We start from the raw sequence: 26,132 nt of genomic DNA on the forward strand, positions 1-26,132 counted from the left end.
ACCGGCCTGATGATGTGAGTCGCTCAGTACGGAACCTTGCAAGAGATTCTTGGAAGTTGGCGAGGGCTGGTAACATGTTCATGACGCGAAGGGAAGAAGGCCGGCAATTTTTCTGCACGCGCTGTCCGGTTCGGACTAAAACAATAGAGCAAACCGGGATTCGCAATGTCATTGTCCATCGATAAATCGCTCTCCAAGGCCGCAAAGCTCGCCCGCGCCGGCGACCTGCAGGCTGCATCGGACATCTACCGCGATGTGCTGGAGGCCTTTCCTGCCAACCGCCGGGCGCGCCAGGAACTCGATGCGCTGAATGCCCGCCGCCCGAAGGAGATGCCGCCCCGCGCCGACTACGACAGGCTGGTCGCCATGTATCAGCGCGGCATGCTGAGGGAGACACTGCAGGCGGCCACCGCCATGGCCGCTCGCTATCCGTCCGCCTTCATCATTCACAACGTCCTCGGCCTGACCCAGGCCGGACTTCAGGACTGGACAGCCGCCATCACCAGCTACGAGCGCGCCCTGTCCCTCAATCCCAAGGCCCCGGAAATCCTGACCAATCTCGGCATAGCGCTGGAGAAGACGGGCAATATTTCCGGTGCGATCGACGCACACCGCAGGGCCCTCGCCATAAGTCCCGGCTTTCTCGACGCCTTCAACAATCTCGGCCTAGCGCTCGTGAGAGCGGGCCAACACGATGAAGCCGTCGGCGCCCTGGAGAAGGCGCTGCAGCTTCAACCGGATGCAGCGGACACCAGACGCAATCTGATCGGCGTGCTTGAAGAGCATGGAGCATGCCTGATGCAGCTCGGCCAGGCTGCAGCCGCCAGCAAGGTCTTCGCCAGAGCCATCGAACTCGGATCGGACAAGGCCGCGACCATGCTCGCCTATGTGCAGGCGACGAAGATTGCTCCCAATGACCCCTTCCTCGCCCGCATGCGCTCGCTGGCTGCGGACGGGAAGCAGGATGAAGACAGCGCCATATTGCTTCATTTCGCGCTCGCCAAGGCAGGGTTCGACATCGGCGACGATCAGCACGCGTTCGAACATCTGATTACCGGCAACCGGCTTCGCAAATCCCAAATCGGCTATGCGTTCGACACGGACCGGCAGCGCTTCGAGGACATCAGAACCTACTTCGAGATCACCGCTCCATCGCAACCGACTTACACCGACGACATCGGCTTCACACCCGTTTTCATCGTCGGCATGCCGCGATCGGGAACGACGCTGGTCGAACAGATTCTTGCCTCGCATTCGCAATGCTTCGGCGCCGGCGAGCTCAGCGATCTGGCGACCATTGCCGCCGAGACGCCATGGTATACCGACGAGCGGCAGGTCGAGACGTTCCGCGCCATCCGGAGGGAATATGCCAAGGCGGTCAGATCCTTGACCGACAAGCCGTTCGTTACCGACAAGATGCCTCTCAATTTCCGGCTGATCGGCTTCATCGCCAATGCCTTCCCGGAAGCCAGGATCGTTCACCTGCGGCGCTCAGCGGAGGCCGTCTGCTGGTCAAACTTCCGCCGGCCATTCACGGCCAGGGGCATGGGCTTTGCCTGCGACATGGAGGATATCGCCCGCTATCATGGCCTCTACGAGGATCTGATGGCATTCTGGCGCGACCGATATGCAAACGCGATCTACGATCTCGACTACGAGGCGCTGACCGAAAAGCCGGAAGAGGTCATCCGGCAATTGCTTTCCCATGTCGGGCTTAGCTGGGACAGCGGGGTTCTCGACTTCCACAAGAGCGCGCGCATCGTGCTGACCGCCTCGACGCTGCAGGTACGGCAGGAAATCTACAAGGGCAGCTCCGAGGAATGGCGGCCCTATGCGGAGTTCCTGGCCCCTATGCTAAATATACTTAACGGCGGGCCAGCCCCTTCCACAACGCCGCAGGAGAAGCAACGGCCATAGGCCATGTGCACATCTGCGAGCGGAATGGCCTAAGGCAGCCGTGGATACGATGGCTGGCAAGGCATGGCTCCCGTCAGCAACCAATCACGACCACAACATTAAATTCATAAGCCAGCCATTCCATTTTCCACAACTTCCGCTACTTTCGCCTCAGCTTCTCAACACTATCGATCCCGTTCTCCCATGAACCGCTCCATTCCGCTGATCCTCGCCGTCGCCCTGTTCATGGAGCAGATGGATTCGACCGTGATCGCGACGGCGCTGCCGGCCATCGCCCACGACCTGCATGTCGAGCCGATCACACTGAAGCTGGCGCTGACGTCGTACATGGTGGCGCTCGCCACCTTCATTCCGGTCAGCGGCTGGATGGCCGACAAGTTCGGCGCCAAGCGGATCTTCCGCATCGCGATCGCCGTCTTCATGCTCGGCTCGATTGCCTGCGCCTTCTCCGGCAGCCTGCTTGCTTTCGTCTTCTCGCGCTTCCTGCAGGGCATGGGCGGCGCGATGATGACGCCGGTCGGCCGCCTCGTCCTCCTGCGCACCACCAAGCGCAGCGATCTCGTGTCCGCCATGGCGCTCCTGACCATACCGGCGCTGATCGGGCCGTTGACCGGACCGCCGGTCGGCGGCTTCCTGACCACCTATCTCTCCTGGCATTGGATCTTCTGGATCAACATTCCCTTCGGCATCGTCGGCATCTGGATCTCCGGCCTGCTGCTTCCCGATATTCCGACGCGCGGAACGCCGAAGCTCGACATCCGCGGCTTCCTGCTGATCACCGTCACCACATCCGGCATCGTCTTCGGCCTGTCGGTAATCAGCCTGCCCGCCCTGCCGACAGCCGTCGGCATCGTGGCGACGCTGGCGGGTTTCGCCAGCGGCATCGCCTATGTCTTTCACGCAAGGCGGCATCCCGCCCCGATGCTCGACCTCAAGCTCTTCGACAACAAGGTCTTTCGCGCGGCGGCATCGAGCGGCACGATCTTCCGGATTTCGACGGGCGCCGTCCCCTTCCTCATGCCGCTCATGCTGCAGATCGGCTTCGGCCTCAATCCGTTCCAGTCCGGCATGATCACCTTTGCGGGCGCGATCGGCGCGATCATGACGAAGTTCATCGCCAAGCGCGTCTATGCCGCGGCCGGGTTCAAGGCGACGCTGATCACAGCGGCCATCACCGCCTCGATCGCGACGGCGGCCAACAGCCTGTTTACCGCCACGACGCCTTATGCCGTGCTGTTCTGCTTCCTGCTGATGACCGGCTTTTCGCGGTCGTTCTTCTTCACCGGCAACAATGCGATGAGCTATTCGGAGATCGAGGACGACCGGGCGAGCCAGGCAACGTCGATCTCCTCCGTCCTGCAGCAGGTAAGCCTCGCGCTCGGCGTCGCGGTGGCGGCGATGATCTTGGAGACGTCGACCTATTTCCGCGGGCAAACGCTGTCGGTCTCCGACTTCCACCTTGCCTTCCTGCTGATTTCCATCTGGTCGCTCTGCGCGATCGTGCCGATCCTGAAGCTGCCCGGCGATGCGGGTGCCGCGGTTTCGGGCCACCGGCGTCCGGCGGCGGGCGAATAGCCGAGGCTATTCTTCCTCTGCGCCGTCCTCTTCGTCCCGACGGCCCTTGAAGCCCTTGGCGAGCAGGAACATCTCGACCGATTCCGAACGCGACGCGCCTGGCTTCACATGCACGACCTGCCGGAAATTCTTCTTCAGGAAATTCAGGAGATCGCGCTCGGTGCCGCCCTGGAAGGTCTTGGCGAGAAAATGCCCACCCTCAGCCAGCACCTCGACCGCGAAATAGGCGGCCACCTCGCACAGATGCATGGTGCGCAGGTGATCGGTGCGGTGATGGCCGGTCGTCGGCGCCGCCATGTCCGACATGACCAGATCGGGCGCGCTGCCGATCGCGTTCAGGAGCTTGGCCGGCGCCTCTTCGTCGAGGAAGTCGAGCTGCAGGATCGTGACGCCGGGGATCGGCGCCATTTCCAGGAAGTCGATCGCCGCGACGCGGATGTCATCCTGGGTCGAATTGGTCACCTTGGCGGCGATCTGCGACCAGCTGCCGGGTGCGGCGCCAAGGTCGATGATGCGCTTGGCACCCTTCAGGATCTGATGCTTCTCATCGATCTCCAGCAGCTTGAACGCCGCACGGGCGCGATAGCCCTCTAGCTTGGCCCGCTGGACGTAGGGATCGTTGATGTGGCGTTCGAGCCAGCGGCGCGACGAGGCCTTCAGCTTCGTCTTCTTGACCTTCTGGCCGATCTTGCGGCCGGTGCGATTGCCGCCTGTCGGTGGTTTCGTCATCCTTGCCGTCCGCCATTCCTGGGAGTGTTGAAGCGTTTGTTGCGGTGGCGCCGCCAGGCGCCGTCATCGGCCATCATGTCGGTGAGCAGGCCTTCGCGCAGACCACGGTCGGCCACCCGCATGCGCTTGGATGGCCAGCGGCGGCGGATCGCCTCCAGGATGGCGCAGCCGGCGAGAACGAGATCGGCGCGGTCCGGGCCGATGCATGGATTGGAGGCGCGCGCGTCGAAGTTCCACGAGAGGAGCCTCGCCTGCATGGCGGTCACGTCGTCGTCGTGCATCCACAGGCCGTCGACGCGGCGGCGATCATAGCGCGGCAGGTCGAGATGGACGCCTGCGAGCGTGGTGACCGTGCCGGAGGTGCCGATCAGGTGATAGTCGACGGCGTCATGGCCACCTGCGGGCGGCGGGCATTCGAAGCGCGACAGCATGCCTTCGACCTCATCGACCATGGCGCCGAACACTTCGGGAGTAACGTCGCGTCCGCCGTGCTTTTCCGACAGCGTGACGACGCCGACCGGCAGCGACGTCCAGTGGGTGATGTGATTGGCAAGTCGGGTCGAGCGCCGGTCGGTCACGTTGATGACGGCGATTTCCGACGAGCCGCCGCCGATGTCGAACAGCACGACCGAGCGCGCGTCACGCTCGACCAGCGAGGCGCAGCCGGACACGGCCAGGCGCGCCTCGGTCTCGCGGTTGATGATTTCGAGTTCGAGGCCCGCCTCGCGCTTGACGCGCTCGAGGAACTCGACGCCGTTTGCGGCGGACCGGCAGGCTTCGGTGGCGATCAGCCGCATCTTGCGGATCTGCTTGGCGGCGAGCTTGCCGGCGCAGATGCGCAGCGCCTCGACCGCGCGGTCCATCGCGTCCTCCGACAGCCGTCCGCTCGCAGCGAGACCCTCGCCAAGGCGGACGATGCGCGAGAAGGCATCGACGACGCGGAACTGGCCCGGACGCCCGGGCTGGGCGATCAGCAGGCGGCAATTGTTCGTTCCGAGATCGAGCGCGGCGTAAAGATGCGACGGAAAGGGAGAAGCGTGAGCCGGACGTGGGGTCTGGCCGGGCCCGCGCGACGTCGACGCGGCAGCGGGGGCGTCGGACACATCGGGCCGCGGGCTTGCGGCTGGGCCGTTCATCGCGACCGGCGTATGCGCCGGCAGCAGCGGACGGCCCTGCAGCCCACGCTTGTGACGGTTTTTCTTGCGGTTCTTGCCGGAAGGCCCCTGCCCCTGGACCGGCTGCAGCGCGGTGGAAACGACCAGTTGATCGGCGGTTTCCGGCCGGGCACCCGGCGGCTTCTTGCCGCGCGAACGTCGCCGCTTCTTGCGCTTGTGCGGCGTCTCCGCTGCATCCAGGCTCTGGACCGGGGTCTGGCGTTCTTTCGGCCCGTCCTGGCCGGAATGCTCCTGAGACGGCCGTCGTTTCCGGTTCTTCGACCGGCGGCTACGACCCTGGCCCTGCTCCGAGCCAGAAGGCTCCGCATGACCGGCATTCACGAACGCCCCGGCGATTGACGGCTTTTCGCCGCTCTCGGGGTCTCTCACGTGTTCAATTCCAGTTACGCCGCGCTCGCCAAGTCTTCTAAGAGGGAGCTGCAGGCGCTCGTTTGATTTTCGTTGGGAACGACAATATCAGGGCCGCACGGGATCGCCAACCGCTTTTTCGCGCCGGATCTTCGAGGCACCGGAACGATGGCCAGCAGCACCACTTCAAAAAAAATCGTTTTGGGTATTTGCAAGCGCAATCGATTTGGTTATAAGCCGCCCACGAAGCGGACACGGTCGCCCCGGCGACACTTAAAAGTCTACCCGTCCGCTTTGCCAGTCGAGGCTAAGCCGCCCGCGACATCTTGGGGAATAGGTTAACGGTAGACCCACGGACTCTGACTCCGTTAGTCCTGGTTCGAATCCAGGTTCCCCAGCCAATTCTTATTTCTTCATATTTTTCAGCGACTTAACCCACTGAACCGAATATCAACCGGAATAGTTTTCCGCATCACTTTTCCGGAGCACGGGTCCGCTGCCCCTGCACCGCGGTCGCCTAACTGCACGAGGCATCCGTCGTTCTTGTATCCGCGGCTTCTGTTGTCTCAGATCGATCTGACGCCTCTTTTCGCTCGCCAGTCACCTCTTCGGTTCGGAGCGGATGATGGACGCGGCCAGTCAGCGGCCATGAAATTGCACATAGGCCCGGGCGGATCTCGTCAGACCAAACTCTGTCAGATGCACTCCTCGCCGCCCGCAACGATATCGATGACGATAGTCCAGACGCTCCAGATCCGAGCTCACCAATTACAATATGAGGCAGCTTGGGCTATAAGGTAGCTCCGGCGTGGAGAAGATCTGCAAGATCCGGTGATTGAGGATACCATGGTCAATTCCCAAAAAGGAAAAGGTGACGAAGATGCAGTCGCCGCTCCGCGTCGAGCAGAGCAGAACCGCACGCCTGAGGAAAATCTGGCCCCTACAAGAGAAGATGCATTCGACATCGAGGCCTTTGCCGAAGAGGCCATCGCAAGACACCGCGTCATCTTTGACTATCTTGCGGGCAAATGACGCAATCACCTACTGCATCGGGATGATCCTGCGGAGGTCGCCCACAAGCACCAGGAGCCCAACCTGAAGTTCTCATCCCACAGCCTGGTCTAGGCCTGAAGAATCGAAGTCACACAGCCGGCGATACTTTCTGTGCGAGCAGCGCGTGCGTGCCCTTCCTGGCTCGTTAACACACAGCGCCAAATGCCAAGCACCCCAGACGCGGTCGCCCTAGCGGCAGATAGCTTGAGAAATTCGATCCGCCGTTGTTGTGCGTAGTGCCGCCCTCTCAAGCGGCCGACGGGAGGCCGCCTCCTGCAACCAGCTCGGCGCAGGCCAGCAAGTTCCTCGACAAAGCCAGCGCCACCGATCCGGGGAACGGCAGCGATCCTAGGGATCGACCGACTGATCTGCGGGCAGAACAGTCGCTGTAGCGCCGCCCTGGCAACGAGGCTCCATACCAGTCGCTAGGCCGGGCATTTAGGGTTGCTCACCCGTCGAAAGACTTGATCATAACTAAATGGTATCGTATAGTCCTGATCACATACTCCCCTACCCTCCCTACACGAGACCTACCCTCATGACCACCTACCGCACATCCAAGCAGGCGATTGCCTATATCCGAGTATCTACTGACAAGCAGGGCGAAACGGGAATTGGCCTGGAAGGACAGAAGGCATCCATCCGTGCCTATGCTGATGCGGCCGGCGTCGAGATTGTAGAGTGGTTCCAGGATGTGGCCAGCGGTCGTGGTGAGAAGAACCTGGAACACCGGCACGGTCTCCAGAGCGCACTCGACTTCGCTCAGGCCCATGACACTGATCTTCTCGTGGATGGGCTCGATCGGCTGTCTCGCAGCACCAAGACTATCGAGCACATCATGCGCGAACGCAAGGTCATGGTTGTCTCGGTCTCGGAAGGGCGCACGAGCAATCGTCTTGTGCTTGCCAGCCGTGCCGCGCGTGCGGAGCTTGAAGGAAACATGATCTCGGAGCGGACCAAGCGCGCCCTTCACAGAAAGAAGGCTGAGGGCGTGAAGCTCGGGAACAGGACCAATCTCTCAGAGGCTCAGAAGCTTGGTGCGGATTCCAACAAGCGCCGGGCAGAGGAGAAGGTCAATGAGATCGCAACTGCTATCCAGAAGAACGATTGGCAGGACCTCTCTGTGCCGGCCCTGGTAGACGCACTGAACGGCATTGGCTTGAAGACCAGCCGCGGCGAAGCTTGGACCGCTGCGGCTCTCCGCAGGCCGCGTAAGGCTGCGCTAGAGGCCATCAAGGCATCCACGCCCGCGGACTATAAGAACCATCCGAACTTTGGTCTTTTCTGAGCCGTCCCGCGGTCTCCAAAAAGCGGTCCATCGTCCTGCGACTAGACGAACAGTTCCTAGCTCTTGCTGCATTGACCCGAGCGCCGGCTCTTGACTGAATGCCGTCCGGCGAATTTCGAGCACCGCAAAAATCTTCCGTTATTCGTTAGGTTGTTATTGACACGCTCCGTTAGGATGAAATACTAACGACTAACAACGGAGATTGGAAATGGCACTCAGCAACGCAGAACGGCAAAGACTTCACTACCAGCGCCAGAAGGACAAGAAAAAGAGCGAGCTGAAACAACCAGACAGCGTGGAGCTGGCAATTCCCTCGGAAGACCCATTTTGTGAGTGGTTCCAGGGACAAGCCGGCGGTTTCTCTGACTTCGCGCGGTGCTTCGACATGGCCGGCATGGAAGCACCCGATATTTTTGATGACAGCGACCCCAAGTCCTTTTCGGGCGAGATCGAGCGCAGTTTCGAAGACGCGCCGGAACGTAGCCCCTACGCTAACGGTGGCGGATCGCTCGCCAGGGCCGAGATCATGGTCGGCTGCCTGGTTGACGCGGCCTCAGAGCTCGCCCGCATCATCAACGAGTATAAGCGCAACCAGGTCACCAACCGGCTTCAGGAAATCGAGAATGCTGACTTTTCCGATCCCAGCGTCAAGAAAAACGCGCTGACAGAAGTGGTCCGGCTCCAAAAGATGATCGAGACCCTCGACAAACAGGTGCGCTGGTCCTTTCCTCAATGGAAGCTGACGAGCGACTAGCACGCTTCTGTCAACGGTGAGGCAGTGATGTAACAACAGGGGCCGGCGATCAAGGCACCTGCATCTGCCAACCATCCCCCAACAATAGCAACGGTTCTCCCTGGCATCACCTGCCGGCTAGTTGCCGCTCGCTCTCACGCCTGACCCAAATCCGCAATCGTTGCGGTTTCCCCACCGCACACCTATCAACCCAGGAGGCCTGACAATGACTGATCTTCACATTACCAACGACGAACTCAAAGACCTCGACTACACTAACGCTGAAAACATCGTGGACGTCGACACTCCGGAGCAATCGCCTGGTTCCGAGCCCTCAGTGCCGGCGAGTCCTGCCGTATTCGGCTTCGACTATTCTGGTGTGTCACTTGAAGTGGCGCAGGAGGCAGAGGCTGCTGCCATCCGAATCCGAGATCGCCACCGCCTCAGTATAATCGACACTGGACATGACCTGTGCGCCGTAAAGGATAAGCTTGAACACGGCCAGTTTGGAAATTGGCTGAGCTACCACTTCGGTATGTCTGAGCGCACTGCCCAGAACTATATGAACGCGGCAACTGTCTTTGGTTCAGCACCCAAGGTGATCGATGTGCTGCCGCCCGTGACCATCTACAAGCTCGCTGCGAAAGGCGCACCAGATGAGATCAGGCAGTCCGTCATTGACGCCGTAGATAAAGGCCTCCTCCTCGACCACAAGGAAGTCAACTCTCAAATTGCAACCGCGCAAAAGGAGGCACGCCAGAGGCGGGAAGAAGAACGTGCGGCGAAGCACGAGCAGCGTGCTTGGGAGAAGAATGAAAAGGCGCTGCGGGCTGAAGGCAAGACCGACGAAGAAATTAAGAATGGGCGCAAGCGGTGGGATAGGAAGAAAGCACGCAAAGAACGTGACGCCGACAAGAAGGCTCTCGAGGCTAAGCAGCGCGAGGAAGCGGCATTGCAGCGGGAGGAGAGGTTGAACGGGATGGCAGCCAAGGCAGTAAACATCCTCAAGGCTCGGCTTGCCGCGGACTACGAGACGTTCCGAGATGCACTTCTGCAGCTTGATTATGTTCAATTGAAAGCTGCGATGTTGAACGCCTAACTGGGTCGGAAAGACCGAGCCCGTCGACACAACCAGATTTCTGTCGACGGGCCAAACTTTGCGAGCTTCAGGAAATTCACAACCATAGCGAGGCGTGGGCACTAAAGGCGATTTCAAAGTGCGAGTATGCGATCGGAGGCCACATTCGCGCCAGTGAACTCCTGTGAGCCAATGGCGCGCTATCCATTGAGCGCACTTGCACTACGCATGGGCATCGGTAAGCTCGCTCTGAAATTGAAGGGTGGGGCATGAGTAAATCCTGGATGGTGCGCGCTGAGCGCGATGGACGCCTATTCGACGCGTTCAAAGAAAAGTCGGCAGTGGCCATTGGCTGGAACGAAGTCGGTGACCTCTCGGCGGTGAAGACCCGCAAAGCTGTAGCTGATCTGGTGACAGCCGCATGGCCGGAAACGAAACCGCAGTCGGTGGCTATGGCTGCGGGTCAGCTCCATCGCTTCGCTAACGAGATCGAAGTTGGCGATATGATCGTCACCTATAATCCGTCTCGGCGCGTCTATCTCATCGGAGAGGTTGCCGGCCCTTATCGCTACGATACCTCAATCGACCCAGAGGATGCACAATATCGCCCCGTTAATTGGAAAGGCGAGGTTGGGCGTGATCTCTTGTCTCTAGAAAGCCGTAACAGCCTCGGCGCGATCTCAACGCTCTTCCGGATACCGACAGAGGTTGCTGCAGAGCTGAACAAGACGCTGGCTTCCGGCCAGCCAATAACGGAGAAGACTGTTGCGGCAACCACCGAAGCAGACGAGGACGAGCTCTTTAGATCCATGGAAAGCAGGGCCCACGAGTTCATCAAGGACAAGGTGAATGCGCTGGCATGGGACGACATGCAGGAGCTTGTAGCGGGCCTCCTTCGTTCACTGGGCTACAAGACGCGAGTATCAGAGGCTGGACCTGACCGCGGGAAGGACATAGTGGCGTCACCGGATGGGTTCGGCTTTGAGTCACCTCGCATTGTGGTCGAAGTAAAGCATCGCAAGGGAGCTATCAGCGCGCCGGATGTCCGTAGCTTTCTCGGTGGACGCCATCCGCAGGACAAGGGCCTATATGTCAGCACCGGTGGATTTACGCGCGAAGCCCGATATGAAGCCGAGAGGGCTAACATCCCCCTCGCGCTTATGGATCTGGATGACCTGGTGAAGAGCCTGTTGGAGCAATACGAAAAGCTGGATATTGAAGCCCAACAGCTGGTGCCATTAAAGCGGATCTTTGTTCCCGCCTGGGGATAAGGCCTCAGTATTATTATGCTTCTGGTATTTGAGGCGGATCTACATGAGAAATCTCTTGAACAACCTTTCTCTCTCATTTCAGATAAGCGAATCCATACAAAATACCGACTGGGAGTTGTTGACGCATGACGAGTGAATTGCCCGTTTATCAACCTGTTCAAGGGCATTACTTCGCTCACTCCCTACTGCTTGAGAGTTTGGATGAGGATGCGTTCACCCGCTCTTTGAGCGCGGCCCGCGTCGACATGAATCCTCACCAGGTCGAAGCGTCATTATTTGCCCTGAAATCGCCGCTCAACAAAGGCGTGCTGCTGGCCGACGAAGTGGGCCTGGGAAAGACCATCGAAGCCGGACTTGTAATGGCGCAGAAGTGGGCGGAGCAAAAGCGGAAGATACTTCTCATCGTGCCTGCCTCTCTGCGCAAGCAGTGGGAACAGGAACTCATCGAAAAGTTTGGCCTAAAGAGCACGATCATGGAGGCTGGCAAACATCGCGAGATGAAAAAATCCGGCATCCGCGACCCTTTCGACAAGGCCAGCGGCGTCGTCATTTCGTCTTACGAGTTCGCTGCCCGGCAGAAGGACGAGCTGCAACGAACAAAGTGGGATCTCGTCGTCTTCGATGAAGCCCATCGCCTGCGTAACGTCTACAAGAAGAACGGGTCGCAACGAGCGAAGGATCTCAGACGCGCGCTCGCGGATCCTGTGAAGGTGCTTCTCACGGCAACACCTCTGCAGAACTCCTTGCTCGAGCTGTTTGGGATCGTCTCCATCATCGACGAGACCCATTTTGGCGGTGAGGCTGCGTTCAAACGCCAATACATGGGCGCTGGAGTAAGCCGTGCGTCCGCGGAAGCTCTGAAAGAAAGGCTTAAGCCGATCTGCCACCGCACCCTGCGCCGTCAGGTCCAGGAAGCTGGGCATATCAATTTCACGAAGCGCAATGCCACGGTATTCGACTTCGCCCCCCCCGACGTTGAGGTTAAGCTCTACAATTCAATATCCAGCTTCCTGCAACGCAAGGACACGATTTCCTACGGCGATCGAGCAAACCAGCTGGTCATCCTTCAAATCCGAAAGATCCTCGGGTCTTCGACATATGCCGTCATCAAGTATCTCGAGACATTGATCGATCGCCTGGAGAAGAAGCAAACTTCCATAGACACATCCATCACCGACGACATTGAGCTAATCGATGAACTTGCCGAGGAGATGGTCGATCAAGAAATCGACGAGGAGGCGCTGTCTGAAGAGCCTGTAGACCCTGAGAAGCTGACAGCGGAGCTCCAAGAACTGCGTGGTTTTCTGGCTCTGGCCCGATCCATTGGCGCCAATGCGAAAGGGGAGAAGCTGATTGATCGCCTGCCTGACGTGCTGGACGCTATTGAGAGCAAGGGCGGCGCGCGAAAGGCGGTAATCTTCACGGAGAGCGTGCGGACACAAACCTATCTCTCAGAGCTTCTCTCCAATCGTGGCTATGCCGGTCAGATCGTTCTGCTAAACGGATCCAATAGCGATCCTTCTAGCCAGCGGATCTACAAGGATTGGAAGGAGCGCCACGCCGGCAGCGATCGTGTTTCCGGCTCCAAGACGGCCGACATGAAAGCGGCAATCGTCGATGCGTTCAAGGGGGATGACAAGACGATCCTGATTGCCACGGAAAGTGGTGCCGAGGGCATCAACCTGCAATTCTGCTCTCTGGTGATAAATTTCGACCTCCCTTGGAATCCCCAGCGTGTTGAACAGCGTATCGGCCGTTGTCACCGATATGGCCAGAAGATCGACGTTACCGTCGTGAATATGTTGAACCTTAAGAACCAGGCTGAGAAGCGCATTCACGAACTACTGGCACTGAAGTTCAAGTTGTTCGAGGGTGTCTTCGGCTCAAGCGATGAGGTTCTCGGATCGATCGAGCGTGGTGTCGATTTCGAAAAGCGCGTTCTGGACATCGTTCAAAAATCTCGCTCACCGGAAGAGATTGAGGCAAGCTTCGACGCTTTGAAGGAAGAGCTGCAGGAGACAATTTCCGCGGAAGTTGAGGCAGCACGCGCCAAGGTCCTGGAGCAATTCGACACGGATGTTGTGTCACGTCTCAACACCCGCAAAGCCAGTCTGACACACGCTCTCGACGAGTTCTCGCGACGTCTACTGATACTTGCGCGCGCCGAATTTCCGCACGCAGAATTCAACGTCGAAGGATCCCACGCATTCCGCGAGGGAGGAAATGTCTATACGCCCCATTGGCAGGAGGCCTCTGAGAAGGACTGGCAGTTCTTCCGCCTTACCGATGAGAATTTGGCACAGGAAGCCGCAACGCGAGCTGCGGCTCGCAATCACAGCACTGAGGGACGTTACTTACGTTTCAGCCCCGCTGCCTTTCCTTTTGATGGGCAACTCGCGGACGTGTCTGCATTGCGCGGGAAGAGTGGCTTTTTGCGTGTTGCAAAGGCGACTGTCCGCACCGAACACAAGATCCGTGAAGATCTGCTGGTTTCCTGCGTCACCAATGATGGCCATCAGGTCAGTGTCGAGACCGCAAAGCGGTTGCTGATGGCCCCGGCGATCGACGGCGGAGTTTTGGCCATGCCGAGTGGCTTGGGCCCGCTGGACAAGATCGAGGACCAGCTCTTCTCCAGCTTTGCCGAGACAGTGAAACAGCAAAACTTCCAGTGGCTCGAAGAGGAAGAGAGACGCCTGGATAACTATGCGCGAGACATCGAGGTCGAAATCGACGCCCAGATCGACGAGCTCGAGGATACCGCCAAGCAGCTTCGTCGTGATCGCCGGTCCCCGGATCTGTCGATGGAGGAAAAGTTGTCGCTCGGTCGAAAGATCAAGACGGTCGAGGGCGAGATCGATGACCTGAAATTCTCCAAGCATGAGCGCCGCAAGCAGATCCGAAAGCAGGTCAACGACATGCTCGATGAGTTCGCAGCTGCGCTAGACCGTAAGCCCGAGCGTTCGCACTTGTTTTCAATACGCTGGTCCGTCGAGTGAGCCATGGGTAGCTGGGCGGGATCTCGATCACGAGAGTTTGGGGTCTATCCGGTCGAATTGCACTTCTCGCTCGATAGCCATGTGGGGCCATCCTGGGTCGTGCCGGCGCTATTCAATCGTTCGGGTTGGCTTTCGGTCGCCGAAGTCGAGATGGAAACGGAGTTTGATAGGACCCGCGCGGTGATCGCTGCTTGCGTCAACGATGAAGGCGAGGTCCTGGGCAAATGGGTCGTCGAAGCACTGTTCTCAATGCAATCCTCGCTGCCCCAGGAAGTGTTCATTGAGCCGCCGAACGACTTGGCCGATGCATTGGATGCACTCTATTGGGACTTCCTTGGTCGTTGCGATATCGCCCACCTTAAGGTCTTGGAAGAGGAGGAGCGCCGGATCAACTCGACGATCACTCGCCTGGAGATGCGTCGCCAGGAGGTTTACGAAAAGGTGGAAATGTTCCTTTCGAGCCTCTACGCACGGCGTCGGCGAGAGCGCGGCAACGCCGAACTCTGCACTCAGATCGACGCCAAGATTGAAGAGGTGGAGGCAAAGCAGGCAGAGACCGAAATCTGGCACCGCGGCCGGTTGCAAGAACTTCATGCTGAACTTGCCACATTCGAGAACCAGGTTCTCGACGCGCTTCAAAACCATGGCAGCCTGCGGCCTCTCTACACCGTCTATTGGCAAACGCGGCACAGCAAGATCCGGACTCTTGCTTATACCGGATTTGAGATGCGCTATGGTCTGCCAGCCCCACGGGAACGCATAATTGATGTTGCATCCATAGGGATTGACTCGAAAGTCCAGCGAAAGCTCCGGAATGCACGCAAGCGACAGGAATTCGACGACTATTACGCTGAGCTGGAAAAGAAGGCTCAAGAGCAGGCCATGCAGGGCCAATCTCTGCATCAAATTGCAGTCGCGCTGAATAGCCCAAAATCCACCACCCTGAAATCCCACGCTGCGCTGCTGGACGCGTTGTCACAAGTTGACATTCAACCGGTCAGAGCAAGACCTGGTAAGACGGCAGAAATCGCGGAGCTGTCCCGAAGGTGGCAAGCGCTATATGGCTCCGTCGACGGCGTCACCAAGCCATCCGAAGTGAAGACGAAAGTGGTCAAGCCCAAGGCATCACCCATTCCAAAGGTGGAGGCTTCAGCAGCCGGAACCGATCCGAAGTTGCCCTCCCCTACGTCGCAGCTCGCAGACGATGTCTCTACACTCCTGACGCTAGAAGACGTCGGGCCGACCGAATTATCCTCGACACCCTTAGAGCGTGGTCATGTGGATGAGGATTTACTTCTCGAGGAAGTGCAACGAGCGCTGGAAGAAGATGCCATCGCGCGTCCAGAACGCAGTCCGCGGGCGAACGTCGCGGACTGCGTTCTGGACATTCCAACTGGCCACGCACCTGAAGGAGAGGGCGCAGTTGCCGAACCTTCATCGCCGCCACCAAGGAAGACGCTTACGCTTGTGTCTTCTCCGAAGAAGGACTTGCCTAAACCTCCCGAGCCCGTGTCATCTCCTGAGAGCGCGGTCACACGGATTGATGATGGGCGGCGACGGGTCGAGGACGGAGACACGATCCTGCTACGTTTTACCGATGGCGGCACTGGCCGCTTTATTCGCTACACAATTCGAGGGCTCGAAAATGATCCGTCCAAAGGCGTCATTGCCACAACTGATCCTCGCGCTATCCATCTCATTGGCAAAGGTGTGGATGACGCCATTGAGCTGGAACTGCCGACTTCGTGTCGCCAGGCAACCATAGAGAAGATCTGGCGAGAGGAAGGTCGACAACCTCTTGCACCGGAGAAGAAGACGGCAGGGAAAGGCAAGCAAGTCTTCGACGTGGCAAGCCGGCAGGTCGAACCAGGCGACCTTCTGCTCCTTTACTACATGGAGGGTGGAAAGCGCCGGTCCCGATATCATCGCGTGCCGAGCAAGCCAGACATGGCCCAGCTGATATCGCCAGCACCGCCGGACGGCCCGGTGGAAAACTTGCTCGGCAAGGGCGTGGGAGACGAGTTTGTTGTGCGTGTGGGTTCCGCCGACAGGCTTGTGAAGATACACCGGATCATGAGGTGATAATCACAGCCCTTTCGCGCCGGAACTATCATTCAGAAAACGGAAAGACCAATGTCGAAGAAGACCAAGCTGGAACTCACATGGATCGGTAAGGACGAGCGACCGAAGCTCGAGCCGCGCATCCTCATCGAGGACCCGGCCAAAAGCTATCACGCTGCCGTGCGCCGATCAGAGGCGGACATCTTCGACAACATGCTGATCAAAGGTGACAACCTGCTCGCCCTGAAGGCATTGGAGAGCCAGTATGAGGGGCAGGTGAAATGCGTTTTTATCGATCCACCCTACAACACGGGGAGCGCGTTTGAGCACTATGACGACGGGGTAGAGCATTCCATTTGGCTGTCAATGATGCGGGATCGATTAGAGATCATAAAAACGCTGCTTCAAGATGACGGGTCGCTTTGGATCTCTATTGACGACAATGAAGCGCACTATCTGAAAGTCTTATGCGACGAGGTGTTTGGCCGCAGGAACTTCATTGCCAATGTCGTATGGAGAAAGCGTGATGGTGCTCCCAACGATCGCATGGTTGGCACCGTTCACGATCACATTCTTATTTATGGAAAACTGAAGGATGACAAGGCGTCTAAGACCAAGGCTGAACTCGCCTTCAATCTGATGGAGCGCACGGAAAAAGCCGACGCTCAGTATCGCGTCTTTGACGAACCTGCGGGGCCAGATGCCCGAGGACCATTTCGAAAAATTGACATGACTGCGAACGCTAAAGGTGGGCGTCACGTGGAAAGCTTGATGTTTGGGATCACAAATCCCTACACCGGAGAAATTGTGTATCCGCGAGCTGGCACAAACTGGCGCCATAACAGAGAGGAGGCCGATCGGTTACAACGAGAGGGGCGATTGTTCTGGGGCCGTGATGGCAAGGCTAGAACCCCGATGCGGAAACTTTTCAAAACTGAAGCTAAGTCGGGGATGTCTTCACCAACTATCTGGGACGACGTTGGCTTAAACCAGCATGCCGCTCGAGAATTGGAAGTAATTTTTGGGACCAAAGCTAGCTTCGAAACGCCGAAGCCTGAGTTTTTGATGCGCCGAATTATTCAGATCGCTTCAAACCCAGGAGACCTAGTGCTTGATTCCTTCGCTGGGTCGGGGACGACAGGCGCGGTGGCTCATAAAATGGGTCGTCGCTGGATCATGGTGGAGCTTGGCAAGCATTGCGATACGCATGTTTTGCCTCGTCTGAAGAAGGTGATCGACGGCCAGGACAAGGGTGGGGTAACCGAGGCCGCTGGCTGGAAGGGAGGCGGCGGTTTCCGTTACTTCAACCTCGCACCGTCTCTCCTGGAGCAGGACAGATACGGCAACTGGGTAATCAGCAAGGACTACAATCCCGCCATGCTGGCCGAGGCTATGTGCAAGCACATGGGCTACACCTATGCGCCGAGCCAGCTTGCTGAGGAATACTGGAACCACGGCTACGCCACTGAAAAATCCTTCATCTACGTGACCACGCAGCAGCTGACGCACGACGCTTGCCGCAAGATTTCCGATGATATCGGGCCGGAGCGTTCGCTCGTCGTCTGCTGTAAGGCTTTCAGCGCCAACCCGGACAGCTTCGAGAACCTGATCCTGGTCAAGATCCCGTCGGCCATCCTGACGCAATGCGAATGGGGGCGTGACGACTATTCGCTGAACATCGCCGAGCTTCCGCTGGCGGAAGATGACGGCGACGAAGACCTCGAGCCGGCATCGAAGGAGGAAATAGCCGCGCCGAAACGCAAGAAGAAGATATCTGCCAAGGATCGCTTCGGTGATTTGAGCCACCTCAGCCTCTTCGATGATCTCGACACTGATGCCGGCAAGAGCGAGGGCTGAGCCATGATTCATCCGGAACGCATCCGGCGGCAGATCGCCCAGCGTCTCTCGCTCAGAAAGCCGCAGGAGCAGGCCCTGAACATACTGGCCGAGTTGCTCGAAGTCGTCCCCCTCAGCAAGGAGGAGGATCTGGTCGAAGCTCTCCAAGCCGTTCAGAAACAATGGCCGAGCGTTGAGGAATTCGAACGGGATTTTCCTTCCCTCTGCTTCGCGCTCGCCACGGGCGTCGGCAAGACACGGCTGATGGGTGCCTTTATCAGCTACCTCTATCTGACCTGTCGCTCTAAGAACTTCTTCGTGCTCGCACCCAACACGACCATCTACGACAAGCTGGTGGCCGACTTCTCGCGGCACTCATCACCGAAATACGTGTTCCGCGGCATAGCCGAATTTGCCCAGCGTCCGCCTATCATCGTCACCGGCGATACCTGGGAAGAAGGGCGAGGCATTCGCGGGTCCGACCTTTTCGGCAATGAGGTCGTCATCAACATTTTCAATGTCGACAAAATCAACAAGGACAAGGGTCGCATCCGCACCATGCGGGAATACATCGGCCAATCCTACTTCGACTACCTGGCTGAATTGCCGGATCTCGTGATGCTGATGGACGAAGCGCACCGCTACCGCGCCAATGCCGGCATGAAAGCCATCAGCGAACTGAAGCCGGTTCTCGGCCTGGAGCTCACGGCAACGCCGAAATCCGTCGGCTCGAAGTCGAAGACGTTCAGCAACGTGATCTACCAATACGGCCTGGGCGACGCCATGGCGGATGGCTACGTCAAGGAGCCGGCCGTTGCCACCCGTGTCGATTTCCGGCCGCAGGATTATTCCCAAGACGACCTGGAGATGATCATGCTCGAGGACGGCATTCACTACCACGAGGAAGTGAAGACGCAGCTGGACCTCTATGCACGTCAGACAGGCCGCAAGCGCGTCCATCCCTTCATCCTTGTCGTGGCGCAGGACACACGACACGCGAGCGAGATCCGGGCGAGGATCGAGGACGACAAGTTCCTAAAAGGTGCCTACAAGGGCCGCGTGATCGAAATCCACTCCAATCTGAAGGGAGAGGAAAGCGACGAGGCAGTATCGCGCCTGGTGAGCCTAGAGAGCGACGACAAAACCGAGATCGTTATTCACGTCAACAAGCTCAAAGAAGGCTGGGACGTCACCAATCTTTATACGATCGTGCCGCTGCGGGCATCGGCGTCCGACATCCTGACGGAACAGACGCTTGGTCGCGGACTGCGTCTTCCCTATGGCGAGAGAACAGGCAACGAGTTCGTCGACACCTTGACCGTCATTGCCCACGACCGCTTCGATGAAGTCATCCGCAAGGCAAAGGAAGCAGATTCGCTGGTGCAAATGCGTGCCATAACAATTGGACCGTCCGGCGACGTGAAGCCGGATCCTTCACATGTCGTGGAAATTCCAACGGCCGTGGAAGCGATGTTGACGGGCCGGGGAAACGGCATGGAAGACGACGGTCAACCGTTCGTCTTCGACCATCCGGATGATCGCGAGGCAGCCGCAACGGCGATCGACTTCATCACCAAGAAGTATGAGCGCACGCTTGCGGGCGGAGTCCAGGATCTCACCAAGCCGGAGGTGCAGGCAGAACTCGTCGCCGATATTCGGCGCGCCCATCGCGAGCAGGTGCAGGGTCAGCTAGAAGGTGTGCTGGTCGAACCCGATTTCCAGAAGATCGTTGGTATCGTCACCGCTAGCATCGCCGAGAATACAATTGAAATTCCCGAAATTGTGGTGATCCCGAGCCGCGAGGTGAACTTCTGGTTCGAGGACTTCGACCTTGGCGACCTGTCGAGCGTGCGCCACCAGCCGATTTCAGACCGAATCCGCATTCGCAATCTGCGGGACCAGTCTCAACGTGAACTAGCAAGATCCGTCAGCGCGCCAAAAGAAGCGCGGGTCGAGAACTACATCGTCAAGCATCTCATCGACATGGATCAGGTCGACTACGACAGCCAGGCGGACCTGCTCTACAAGTTGGCCGGCCAGATGGTCACTCACTTGAGGAGCTATTTGGAAACAGAAGACGATGTCGAGAATGTTGCCCTCGCTCATGGACGAACGCTGGCGCATGTGATCTTCGACCAGATGAAGGCTCACTACCGCGAAACCCCGACAGACTATCGGGCGAAGATGGTCCGCTCGTTCCGAATGCTACGACCACAATCCTATGCCGTTTACTCAACCGCAAAGCGTCTGCCGGTCGACCAGGCGGCGAAGCCGTTGTCCGACACCGGTAGTTACGTCTTCTACGGGACCAAGAAGAGCCCCTACCTTCAACACAAGTTCGACTCCGACGCAGAACGTCGATTCGCTGCTTTGATCGACCACGAGGCCGAGAAGGACGTCGAGCGCTGGTTGAAGCCGGCTGCGGGTCAGTTCCAGATTGAATATCGCGCCGGCAGGGCCTACGAGCCAGACTTCGTGGTGGAAACTCCGACCGAGAAGCTGATCGTCGAGGTGAAGGCTGACCGCGATATGCAGGATCCGATCGTGGAGGAGAAGGCTCGCGCTGCCGTGAAGTGGGTGCAGTATGCGACCGACCTGGCCAAGGAGACTAGCGGGAAGCCTTGGGGCTATGCTCTGGTCGCGGATAGCGATATCCGGGAGAATGCGAGTTTTGCGGGCCTGATGGCGCGATCACGGCGGGTATGACCGTTCAGTGAGCGCCGTGGAAGATATTGGCAGAGGGAGGTTTTGACTTTGAAAAAGGCAAGCACCGTCACCAGCCTAACCGAGTTAGGCAGAGTCCGGCTGTCGAAAACCTTCTTCATGCGCGATTTTCTGTTCTCAGATATCGCTTCAATCCATGGCTTCAACAACGCGCCGGACGACCCGGAACTCGCGATCACCGCCGGCACTCGCCTTTGTGAGGATTTGCTGGAGCCGCTACAGGATGCGTTTGGTCGCATCGCAATACGATCAGCCTTCCGCTCCGCTGAGGTGAATGGCTTTGGTAACGAAATGCAGCGCGCGAAGAAATCAGGATACAATTGCGCCTCGAATGAAGCCAACTATGCGGGGCACATATGGGATCGTCGGGATTCAGATGGTCATATGGGCGCCACTGCGTGCATCGTCGTGCCGTCCTTCTGGGACCGCTTCCAGGAGGACGGGGATTGGCAAAAGCTTGCCTGGTGGATCCATGATCACCTCCCCTATTCGTCGCTTTATTTCTTTCCAACCTACTGGGCCTTCAATATCAGCTGGCACGAGCGACCCGAGAGACGCATCGATAGCTATGCAACACCGAAAGTGTGCCTGACGAAACCAGGAATGGCGAACCATGAGGGGAGCCATCAGGACGAATGGTCGGGGATACTGCCGTAGCCGGCACATTGCGGCCACGTGACGGGTCCGGCAGCCTTGAGCTATGACACTGACACAGCACGTCCGAACGCATACTTTAGCTCGTGGAGCCTTGTCCGCGACTTCTTCAAGCCTGCGGAGATCGCAGCCTCGGTGACAGTCTCCTGTGCTTTCCGGCCTGAATGTCAGCGTAGATTACCGGGTATTTATCCTTGATGTGCACTTTGTAATAGGCGCTATCGCGCTTCTGCTTATTCACCACGTCCAGCACACCCTTTTCTCAGCCAACAGCGCCCCAACTCAGCGACGTCGATTAGAAACACCACAGAGAGTCATGGGCGCTGAAGGTCAGTTTGGGAGCCTCATTTCTTTGATCGGCGCCACATGCGCGTCAGTAAGCTTCTGTGGGCAAATGAGTCAGCAAGAAATCACGGTCACGTGCCTGGAATGGGCTGCCAACCCGCACCGTCCACCACGGTGAACTGGGGGATGTGGGCAAGCCCATGGACCAATCCTGCGTCATCACCTAACACAGCCTGCCAATCTCCGGCTTCTGTTAGGATAACGCCAATGCCGACGACTTCGGCCCCGGCCTTGCGGACGAGCTCGATTGAGCCCTTGAGACTGGAGCCGGATGCCACGACGTCGTCGACGACAACCACCCGCTTGCCCTTGAGCAGGGGAACGGTTGCCACGTCGAGCAGCAGCCGTTGCTCGCCTTTAGAGGTGATCGAAGAAATGCGTTGTTCAAGTGCGTTGGCAAGATGGATCTTCGGCGATTTCTGCAGGATCACGTAGTCGTCGAGGCCAAGTGCGCGCGAAACCTCGATGGCGACCGGGATGCCGAGTGTGGCCGTGCCGACCACGACATCTGGCTGCAGCGGCGCAAGTTTCTGTGCGAGTTGGCGACCGACATGCTCGCCAAACTTCACGCCGAGATCGATCACCATCATGAGCGAAATCGCGAAATCGGGCTTGATGGCGACGATCGGCAAATCCACCTCGTAGCCGGACACATCGACCTTCCAGAACTGGCCGGTTCTCGGCTCCAGGGCGTCAGCGGTCATTGCGGATCTCCTTCGTTGTTAGGCGTGACTCCACCAAGACGCCAACATTGCGCCAGGTCGTCCGTTTGTGTCTGAGGTCAAAGCCGTAGAGTGCAAGTGACAGGGAAATGGCATGCGCCATGCGAATGCCCTGGACCAGTAGCGGAACGCCCCGCGCCAACGCAAACCGCAGCTTGGTGAGAAAGCCGACATTGTCGATCTCCATGCCTCGCGAGCGTTGGGCATCGGCAATGCGTTCAAAGTCCTCGCGCAACATCGGTATGAGGCCGAAGGTCAACGACAGAGCGAGCGTTGCGATCGGGGGCAGGCGCGCCGCACTGGCTGCCGCGAGAATGGAGCCCGGCGTGCTAGTTTCCATGACGAAAAAGAAGGCTGCGGTGGTCGTCAGCAGCCGCGCGGCCATGCCAACCGCGATCTGCATGGCATCGGAAAAGGCGAGCCCCTGGATCAGCAGGTTGATCATCCAACTGGCGATTACCATGCCGCTCAGCAGCGCGGCGCCCTTGAGATAGCCGGCAAGATTGGGAACGCGCACGATCCACAGCAGCGCTAGGCAGACCAGCGCAAACGGCAGGCCGAGCTGCCAGCCCGGCAGCAACCAGGCAACCAGCATGATTGCAAAGGCAAAAGCGAGTTTCAGAAAGAAGTTAACTTCGTGCAGTCGGGTCATGGCACGCCTACCGTTGTTGGGGAATAGGGCGCAGGCCATGCAAGGGTCGCGAAGGCGGCACTTTGCCAGCCTTCTTCGAGACTGCCGTCGTAGGTGATCGTGCCGTCCTTCAAGATCATGAGGCGATCGGCAAGATCATCGACGAGTTCAAGATCATGGGAGATCAGCATCACAGCCCGTCCGCTCTCCCGCATGGCACCGATAAACCGCTCGAGCATGCGTCGTCCCTCCAGATCCCTGGCGAGGATCGGCTCGTCCACAATGGCAAGCGGCGCGCCTGTGACATCGGCGAGAGCAAGTCCCAAAAGTGCCTGTTGCCGGGAAGACAGAGAAAACGGATTGGCCTCCGCTAGCGCGGCTATGCCATAGCGATCTAGTCCTACGGTTGCCTTTTGCACTACCGCGGGATCGTCACTTTCCGCCTTTGATGCCGTAATGGCGAATATCATTTCTCCGATGACGCTCATGTTGAAGAGGATGTGGCGCATGTTCTGGGGGATATAGGCGATCTTGCGCGCCCTTGCTGCAACAGTCCAGCCATCGGCCGGTGCGCCCTCGATCTCGATCATCCCTGAGGAAACCTTCTGCAAACCCATGACCGACTTGAAAAGCGTCGTCTTGCCAGCGCCGTTTCTCCCGATCAGGGCGGTCACCTCGCCCGCCCGAACCTCGAAATCGACGCCGTCCAGCACCGGGTTGCCCTTGGCGCGGGAAAGCTTGGTCGTCAGCGCTGAAACCGCCAGCACCGGCCGGCCGGGGCAGGCCGGCTTCCGCAGCACCCGCTCGCGCACTGGCGCCAAGAGACCGGCACGTGTCCAGTCGCTCTGCCGCACGACCATTTCGGCGGCTGGCGCCGGCTCTGTCAGACGGCCATCGCTCAGTAAGGCAATGCAGTCGACGACCGGTAACAGCGATGTCGGATCCTGTTCGCTCAGCAGTAGCGAGGATACCGATTTCGAGACCTCGGCAAGGATATCCGTCAATCTCTGGCGTGCCGCCGGATCGAGGCCTGTCGTCGGCTCGTCCAGCACCAGCACCGCCGGCTGCGATGCAACCGCGGCAGCGATTGCCACCATCCGCCGCTCGCCGCCCGAAAGCGTCAGCACACGTCTTCCACAAAGTTCGGTAAGGGCGAACCTGTCGATCAGCTGGGTCAGCCGCTCACGTATCGCCGCAGGCGACATTCCGCGGTTTTCCATCGGAAAGGCGATCACGTCCTCGACACTGAGATCCCAGAGCTGATCTTCGATGTTTTGCGAAACGAAGCCGATCGCCTTGAAGATCTCGCCATTGGTCATGTCGGACAGCGGCCGGCCGTCAAGTGCCACCACGCCGGAATATCGGGCCGCGGAAACCAGCCGCGGCATGATGCCGGCTGCGGCTGACAGGAGCGTCGTCTTGCCCCCGCCCGCCGCACCGCAGACGAGCAGCCGTTCTCCATCATGTATGATGCAATCGGCCTCAGATATGACCGATTCGGACCCGCCGAAGCCGATTGTCAGGTTGGAAATGCTCAACAATGATTTGTCTGCCTGCTCAGAACCGCTTGAAACCGCTCGGATGAGCGCCTTTGAGGATTTTCAGAGCAGGAATGATCAGAAGAGGGGTTCCAATGACCATCGGCACGATGTCCGAGAGACCAAGATAGCCGACAGCCCACCAGAACGGGAAAATGCCAAGATAGGCCAGGCTGGCCGAGACGGCAGCGACCATCACGAGACCGATCACCAAGCAGACGATGGCGATCTTGATGAGGGTCGGACGATCGAAACTGATCTTGGCCGGATTGAACAGGTAACCCGGCACAAGGCCCGTCAAGCCGACCATGACACCATCGACCAGCAACGAGTGTGCTGGAATGAATGTGCCAGCCAGCAGCGACCATACGATGGTTCCAAGATAGCCGCAGATGAAGCCGCTGCGCCAGCCAAGCAGGATGCCGATAAGCGGGGGCAGGAATGCAAAGATGCGCCATTGAATGACGCCTGGAACAAGCTGGATTGGATTGGCGTAGGCCCAAAGAACTCCGGTCGCTGCGGCCGCAACGATGGAAAGCACAATCGGGAAGAGGGTGTTGCCCTCGCTGTGGCTCATGGTGGTTGGTTGCATGATGTCTGGTTCCCCTTGTTGACGTAGAGACATACCCATCGGGTCCACCATCCGTTTCGGGGCGTCCTGCGATTCCGCCGCGTCTTATGCGACAGCCCGGTGTGTTTCCTGCCGCATATCGTTGCTGGACAAAACAGGCGCTGCGGTTTCGCCTTGCCCTTGGTCGCCGCCATCAAGCGGCTGATGAACTCTGCCTGCCCTTCGCAGCACCGTTGAGAAATATTCCGGACTGCTGGTCTGCTGCCATTTCGGTCGCCGGATCGATGACGGCAACGCCATCGACTATGTCGAACTGTGGGATATGGCCGAGCGGCATGACGAGTGCCGCGTCTTGCCCCAACGCCTCGCGCCAGCGATGCGCTTCGCTCAGTATGACGCCCGCTCCAATAACCTCACCGCCGGCCCTTCGAACCAGGCGCAAGGCCGCAGCCATGCTCGAGCCGGTCGCAACGACATCGTCGACAATCAGCACGCGCTTGCCCTGCAAGAGAGCGATCGAGCGACGATCCAGCAGCAAGCGCTGCGTGCTGTCACTTGTTATCGATCTCACTTCCTCAACCATGGCATCGGCGAGATGGAATTTCGGTGATTTCTGCAAGATTACATAGCGATCCAGCCCAAGGCGCCGCGACACTTCGATCGCCGGGGGAATGCCCAGCGTGGCGCTGCCGACGACAATATCCGGCTTCAGCGCCGCGCAGCGTTCGACAATGGCTTCCCCGACCATATCGCCAAACCGCACGCCCATGTCGATAACCATCAGGAGCGCTATGGCGCGCCACTGGTCCAGTCGAACGATTGGAAGATCGAACGTTTCGCCTGCGATATCAGCTTTATAACTCTGGCCAGTTTCGAAATGCATGTGA

The 26,132-nt window shown here is 58.6% G+C and carries 19 protein-coding genes and 1 tRNA gene; 13 read left to right on the forward strand and 7 right to left on the reverse strand.

Annotated elements, in window-relative coordinates; translation table 11 throughout:
- Nucleotides 1–165 precede the first annotated feature (165 nt).
- Together ACU5AZ_RS06635 and ACU5AZ_RS06640 are read left to right on the forward strand one after the other, a co-directional pair.
- Nucleotides 166–1,917 carry a sulfotransferase gene (locus ACU5AZ_RS06635; protein ID WP_446825231.1) on the forward strand — a complete coding sequence of 584 codons (1,752 nt, stop codon included), beginning with the start codon at nucleotides 166–168 and terminating at the stop codon, nucleotides 1,915–1,917.
- A gap of 183 nt (nucleotides 1,918–2,100) precedes the next feature.
- Nucleotides 2,101–3,492, forward strand: coding sequence for an MDR family MFS transporter (locus ACU5AZ_RS06640; RefSeq protein WP_446825232.1), 1,392 nt, complete (start codon nucleotides 2,101–2,103; stop codon nucleotides 3,490–3,492).
- Between the two features lie 6 nt (nucleotides 3,493–3,498).
- Here ACU5AZ_RS06640 and ACU5AZ_RS06645 read toward each other — a convergent pair whose 3' ends face one another.
- Together ACU5AZ_RS06645 and ACU5AZ_RS06650 are read right to left on the reverse strand one after the other, a co-directional pair.
- On the reverse strand, nucleotides 3,499–4,221 hold the full coding sequence (locus ACU5AZ_RS06645) for an RlmE family RNA methyltransferase (RefSeq protein WP_446825233.1): 723 nt from the start codon (nucleotides 4,219–4,221) through the stop codon (nucleotides 3,499–3,501).
- Nucleotides 4,218–5,765 (reverse strand): Ppx/GppA phosphatase family protein, encoded by a 1,548-nt coding sequence (locus tag ACU5AZ_RS06650; protein ID WP_446825234.1) that lies wholly within the window; start codon nucleotides 5,763–5,765, stop codon nucleotides 4,218–4,220. The genes ACU5AZ_RS06645 and ACU5AZ_RS06650 overlap by 4 nt, the downstream gene beginning before the upstream one ends.
- Nucleotides 5,766–6,071: 306 nt before the next feature.
- Here ACU5AZ_RS06650 and ACU5AZ_RS06655 point away from each other — a divergent pair.
- The 11 genes from ACU5AZ_RS06655 (at nucleotide 6,072) to ACU5AZ_RS06705 (ending at nucleotide 21,441) form a co-directional block, all read left to right on the forward strand.
- Nucleotides 6,072–6,145 (forward strand) — tRNA-Gln (locus tag ACU5AZ_RS06655).
- A gap of 445 nt (nucleotides 6,146–6,590) precedes the next feature.
- Nucleotides 6,591–6,776, forward strand: coding sequence for a hypothetical protein (locus ACU5AZ_RS06660; RefSeq protein WP_446825235.1), 186 nt, complete (start codon nucleotides 6,591–6,593; stop codon nucleotides 6,774–6,776).
- A gap of 559 nt (nucleotides 6,777–7,335) precedes the next feature.
- The gene (locus tag ACU5AZ_RS06665) at nucleotides 7,336–8,085 is read left to right on the forward strand and encodes a recombinase family protein (protein ID WP_446825236.1); all 750 of its coding nucleotides are present in this window, start codon (nucleotides 7,336–7,338) and stop codon (nucleotides 8,083–8,085) included.
- A 208-nt stretch (nucleotides 8,086–8,293) separates the two neighbouring features.
- Nucleotides 8,294–8,839, forward strand: a complete 546-nt coding sequence (locus ACU5AZ_RS06670; protein ID WP_446825237.1) for a hypothetical protein — start codon at nucleotides 8,294–8,296, stop codon at nucleotides 8,837–8,839.
- Between the two features lie 205 nt (nucleotides 8,840–9,044).
- A complete protein-coding gene (locus tag ACU5AZ_RS06675) occupies nucleotides 9,045–9,917 on the forward strand; it encodes a DUF3102 domain-containing protein (RefSeq protein ID WP_446825238.1) in 873 nt (290 codons plus the stop codon).
- Nucleotides 9,918–10,165: 248 nt separating this feature from the next.
- Nucleotides 10,166–11,167 (forward strand): restriction endonuclease, encoded by a 1,002-nt coding sequence (locus ACU5AZ_RS06680; protein ID WP_446825239.1) that lies wholly within the window; start codon nucleotides 10,166–10,168, stop codon nucleotides 11,165–11,167.
- 125 nt (nucleotides 11,168–11,292) lie between these two features.
- Entirely contained in the window at nucleotides 11,293–14,163 is a 2,871-nt protein-coding gene (locus tag ACU5AZ_RS06685) for an SNF2-related protein (protein ID WP_446825240.1), read from the forward strand.
- 3 nt (nucleotides 14,164–14,166) lie between these two features.
- Nucleotides 14,167–16,245: a hypothetical protein gene (locus ACU5AZ_RS06690; RefSeq protein ID WP_446825241.1), complete on the forward strand. Its 2,079-nt coding sequence runs from the start codon at nucleotides 14,167–14,169 to the stop codon at nucleotides 16,243–16,245.
- Nucleotides 16,246–16,296: 51 nt separating this feature from the next.
- A complete protein-coding gene (locus tag ACU5AZ_RS06695) occupies nucleotides 16,297–18,081 on the forward strand; it encodes a site-specific DNA-methyltransferase (RefSeq protein WP_446825242.1) in 1,785 nt (594 codons plus the stop codon).
- A 3-nt stretch (nucleotides 18,082–18,084) separates the two neighbouring features.
- Nucleotides 18,085–20,766, forward strand: a complete 2,682-nt coding sequence (locus ACU5AZ_RS06700) for a DEAD/DEAH box helicase family protein (RefSeq protein ID WP_446825243.1) — start codon at nucleotides 18,085–18,087, stop codon at nucleotides 20,764–20,766.
- A gap of 48 nt (nucleotides 20,767–20,814) precedes the next feature.
- Complete coding sequence (locus tag ACU5AZ_RS06705) at nucleotides 20,815–21,441, forward strand: hypothetical protein (RefSeq protein ID WP_446825244.1); 627 nt, start codon at nucleotides 20,815–20,817, stop codon at nucleotides 21,439–21,441.
- 413 nt (nucleotides 21,442–21,854) lie between these two features.
- Here ACU5AZ_RS06705 and ACU5AZ_RS06710 read toward each other — a convergent pair whose 3' ends face one another.
- From ACU5AZ_RS06710 to ACU5AZ_RS06730, 5 genes are all read right to left on the reverse strand, one after another.
- Nucleotides 21,855–22,487 (reverse strand): phosphoribosyltransferase family protein, encoded by a 633-nt coding sequence (locus tag ACU5AZ_RS06710; RefSeq protein ID WP_446825245.1) that lies wholly within the window; start codon nucleotides 22,485–22,487, stop codon nucleotides 21,855–21,857.
- On the reverse strand, nucleotides 22,477–23,157 hold the full coding sequence (locus ACU5AZ_RS06715) for an energy-coupling factor transporter transmembrane component T family protein (protein WP_446825246.1): 681 nt from the start codon (nucleotides 23,155–23,157) through the stop codon (nucleotides 22,477–22,479). Before ACU5AZ_RS06715 ends, ACU5AZ_RS06710 begins: the two co-directional genes overlap by 11 nt.
- Nucleotides 23,154–24,674 carry an ABC transporter ATP-binding protein gene (locus ACU5AZ_RS06720; RefSeq protein WP_446825247.1) on the reverse strand — a complete coding sequence of 507 codons (1,521 nt, stop codon included), beginning with the start codon at nucleotides 24,672–24,674 and terminating at the stop codon, nucleotides 23,154–23,156. The genes ACU5AZ_RS06715 and ACU5AZ_RS06720 overlap by 4 nt, the downstream gene beginning before the upstream one ends.
- Nucleotides 24,675–24,693: 19 nt before the next feature.
- A complete protein-coding gene (locus ACU5AZ_RS06725; RefSeq protein ID WP_446825248.1) occupies nucleotides 24,694–25,266 on the reverse strand; it encodes an aminotriazole resistance protein in 573 nt (190 codons plus the stop codon).
- A 172-nt stretch (nucleotides 25,267–25,438) separates the two neighbouring features.
- The gene (locus ACU5AZ_RS06730; RefSeq protein ID WP_446825249.1) at nucleotides 25,439–26,128 is read right to left on the reverse strand and encodes a phosphoribosyltransferase family protein; all 690 of its coding nucleotides are present in this window, start codon (nucleotides 26,126–26,128) and stop codon (nucleotides 25,439–25,441) included.
- Between the last annotated feature and the right edge of the window lie 4 nt (nucleotides 26,129–26,132).

It is taken from the genome of Rhizobium sp. PAMB 3182 (genome assembly GCF_052908355.1).

What these genes read in the sequence shown, in the direction of transcription:
- ACU5AZ_RS06635 (WP_446825231.1), top strand. Translation starts at nt 166, where the DNA reads ATGTCATTGTCCATCGATAAATCGCTCTCCAAGGCCGCAAAGCTCGCC.
- ACU5AZ_RS06640 (WP_446825232.1), top strand. Translation starts at nt 2,101, where the DNA reads ATGAACCGCTCCATTCCGCTGATCCTCGCCGTCGCCCTGTTCATGGAG.
- ACU5AZ_RS06645 (WP_446825233.1), bottom strand. Translation starts at nt 4,221, where the DNA reads ATGACGAAACCACCGACAGGCGGCAATCGCACCGGCCGCAAGATCGGC.
- ACU5AZ_RS06660 (WP_446825235.1), top strand. Translation starts at nt 6,591, where the DNA reads ATGGTCAATTCCCAAAAAGGAAAAGGTGACGAAGATGCAGTCGCCGCT.
- ACU5AZ_RS06665 (WP_446825236.1), top strand. Translation starts at nt 7,336, where the DNA reads ATGACCACCTACCGCACATCCAAGCAGGCGATTGCCTATATCCGAGTA.
- ACU5AZ_RS06670 (WP_446825237.1), top strand. Translation starts at nt 8,294, where the DNA reads ATGGCACTCAGCAACGCAGAACGGCAAAGACTTCACTACCAGCGCCAG.
- ACU5AZ_RS06675 (WP_446825238.1), top strand. Translation starts at nt 9,045, where the DNA reads ATGACTGATCTTCACATTACCAACGACGAACTCAAAGACCTCGACTAC.
- ACU5AZ_RS06680 (WP_446825239.1), top strand. Translation starts at nt 10,166, where the DNA reads ATGAGTAAATCCTGGATGGTGCGCGCTGAGCGCGATGGACGCCTATTC.
- ACU5AZ_RS06685 (WP_446825240.1), top strand. Translation starts at nt 11,293, where the DNA reads ATGACGAGTGAATTGCCCGTTTATCAACCTGTTCAAGGGCATTACTTC.
- ACU5AZ_RS06690 (WP_446825241.1), top strand. Translation starts at nt 14,167, where the DNA reads ATGGGTAGCTGGGCGGGATCTCGATCACGAGAGTTTGGGGTCTATCCG.
- ACU5AZ_RS06695 (WP_446825242.1), top strand. Translation starts at nt 16,297, where the DNA reads ATGTCGAAGAAGACCAAGCTGGAACTCACATGGATCGGTAAGGACGAG.
- ACU5AZ_RS06700 (WP_446825243.1), top strand. Translation starts at nt 18,085, where the DNA reads ATGATTCATCCGGAACGCATCCGGCGGCAGATCGCCCAGCGTCTCTCG.
- ACU5AZ_RS06710 (WP_446825245.1), bottom strand. Translation starts at nt 22,487, where the DNA reads ATGACCGCTGACGCCCTGGAGCCGAGAACCGGCCAGTTCTGGAAGGTC.
- ACU5AZ_RS06715 (WP_446825246.1), bottom strand. Translation starts at nt 23,157, where the DNA reads ATGACCCGACTGCACGAAGTTAACTTCTTTCTGAAACTCGCTTTTGCC.
- ACU5AZ_RS06725 (WP_446825248.1), bottom strand. Translation starts at nt 25,266, where the DNA reads ATGCAACCAACCACCATGAGCCACAGCGAGGGCAACACCCTCTTCCCG.
- ACU5AZ_RS06730 (WP_446825249.1), bottom strand. Translation starts at nt 26,128, where the DNA reads ATGCATTTCGAAACTGGCCAGAGTTATAAAGCTGATATCGCAGGCGAA.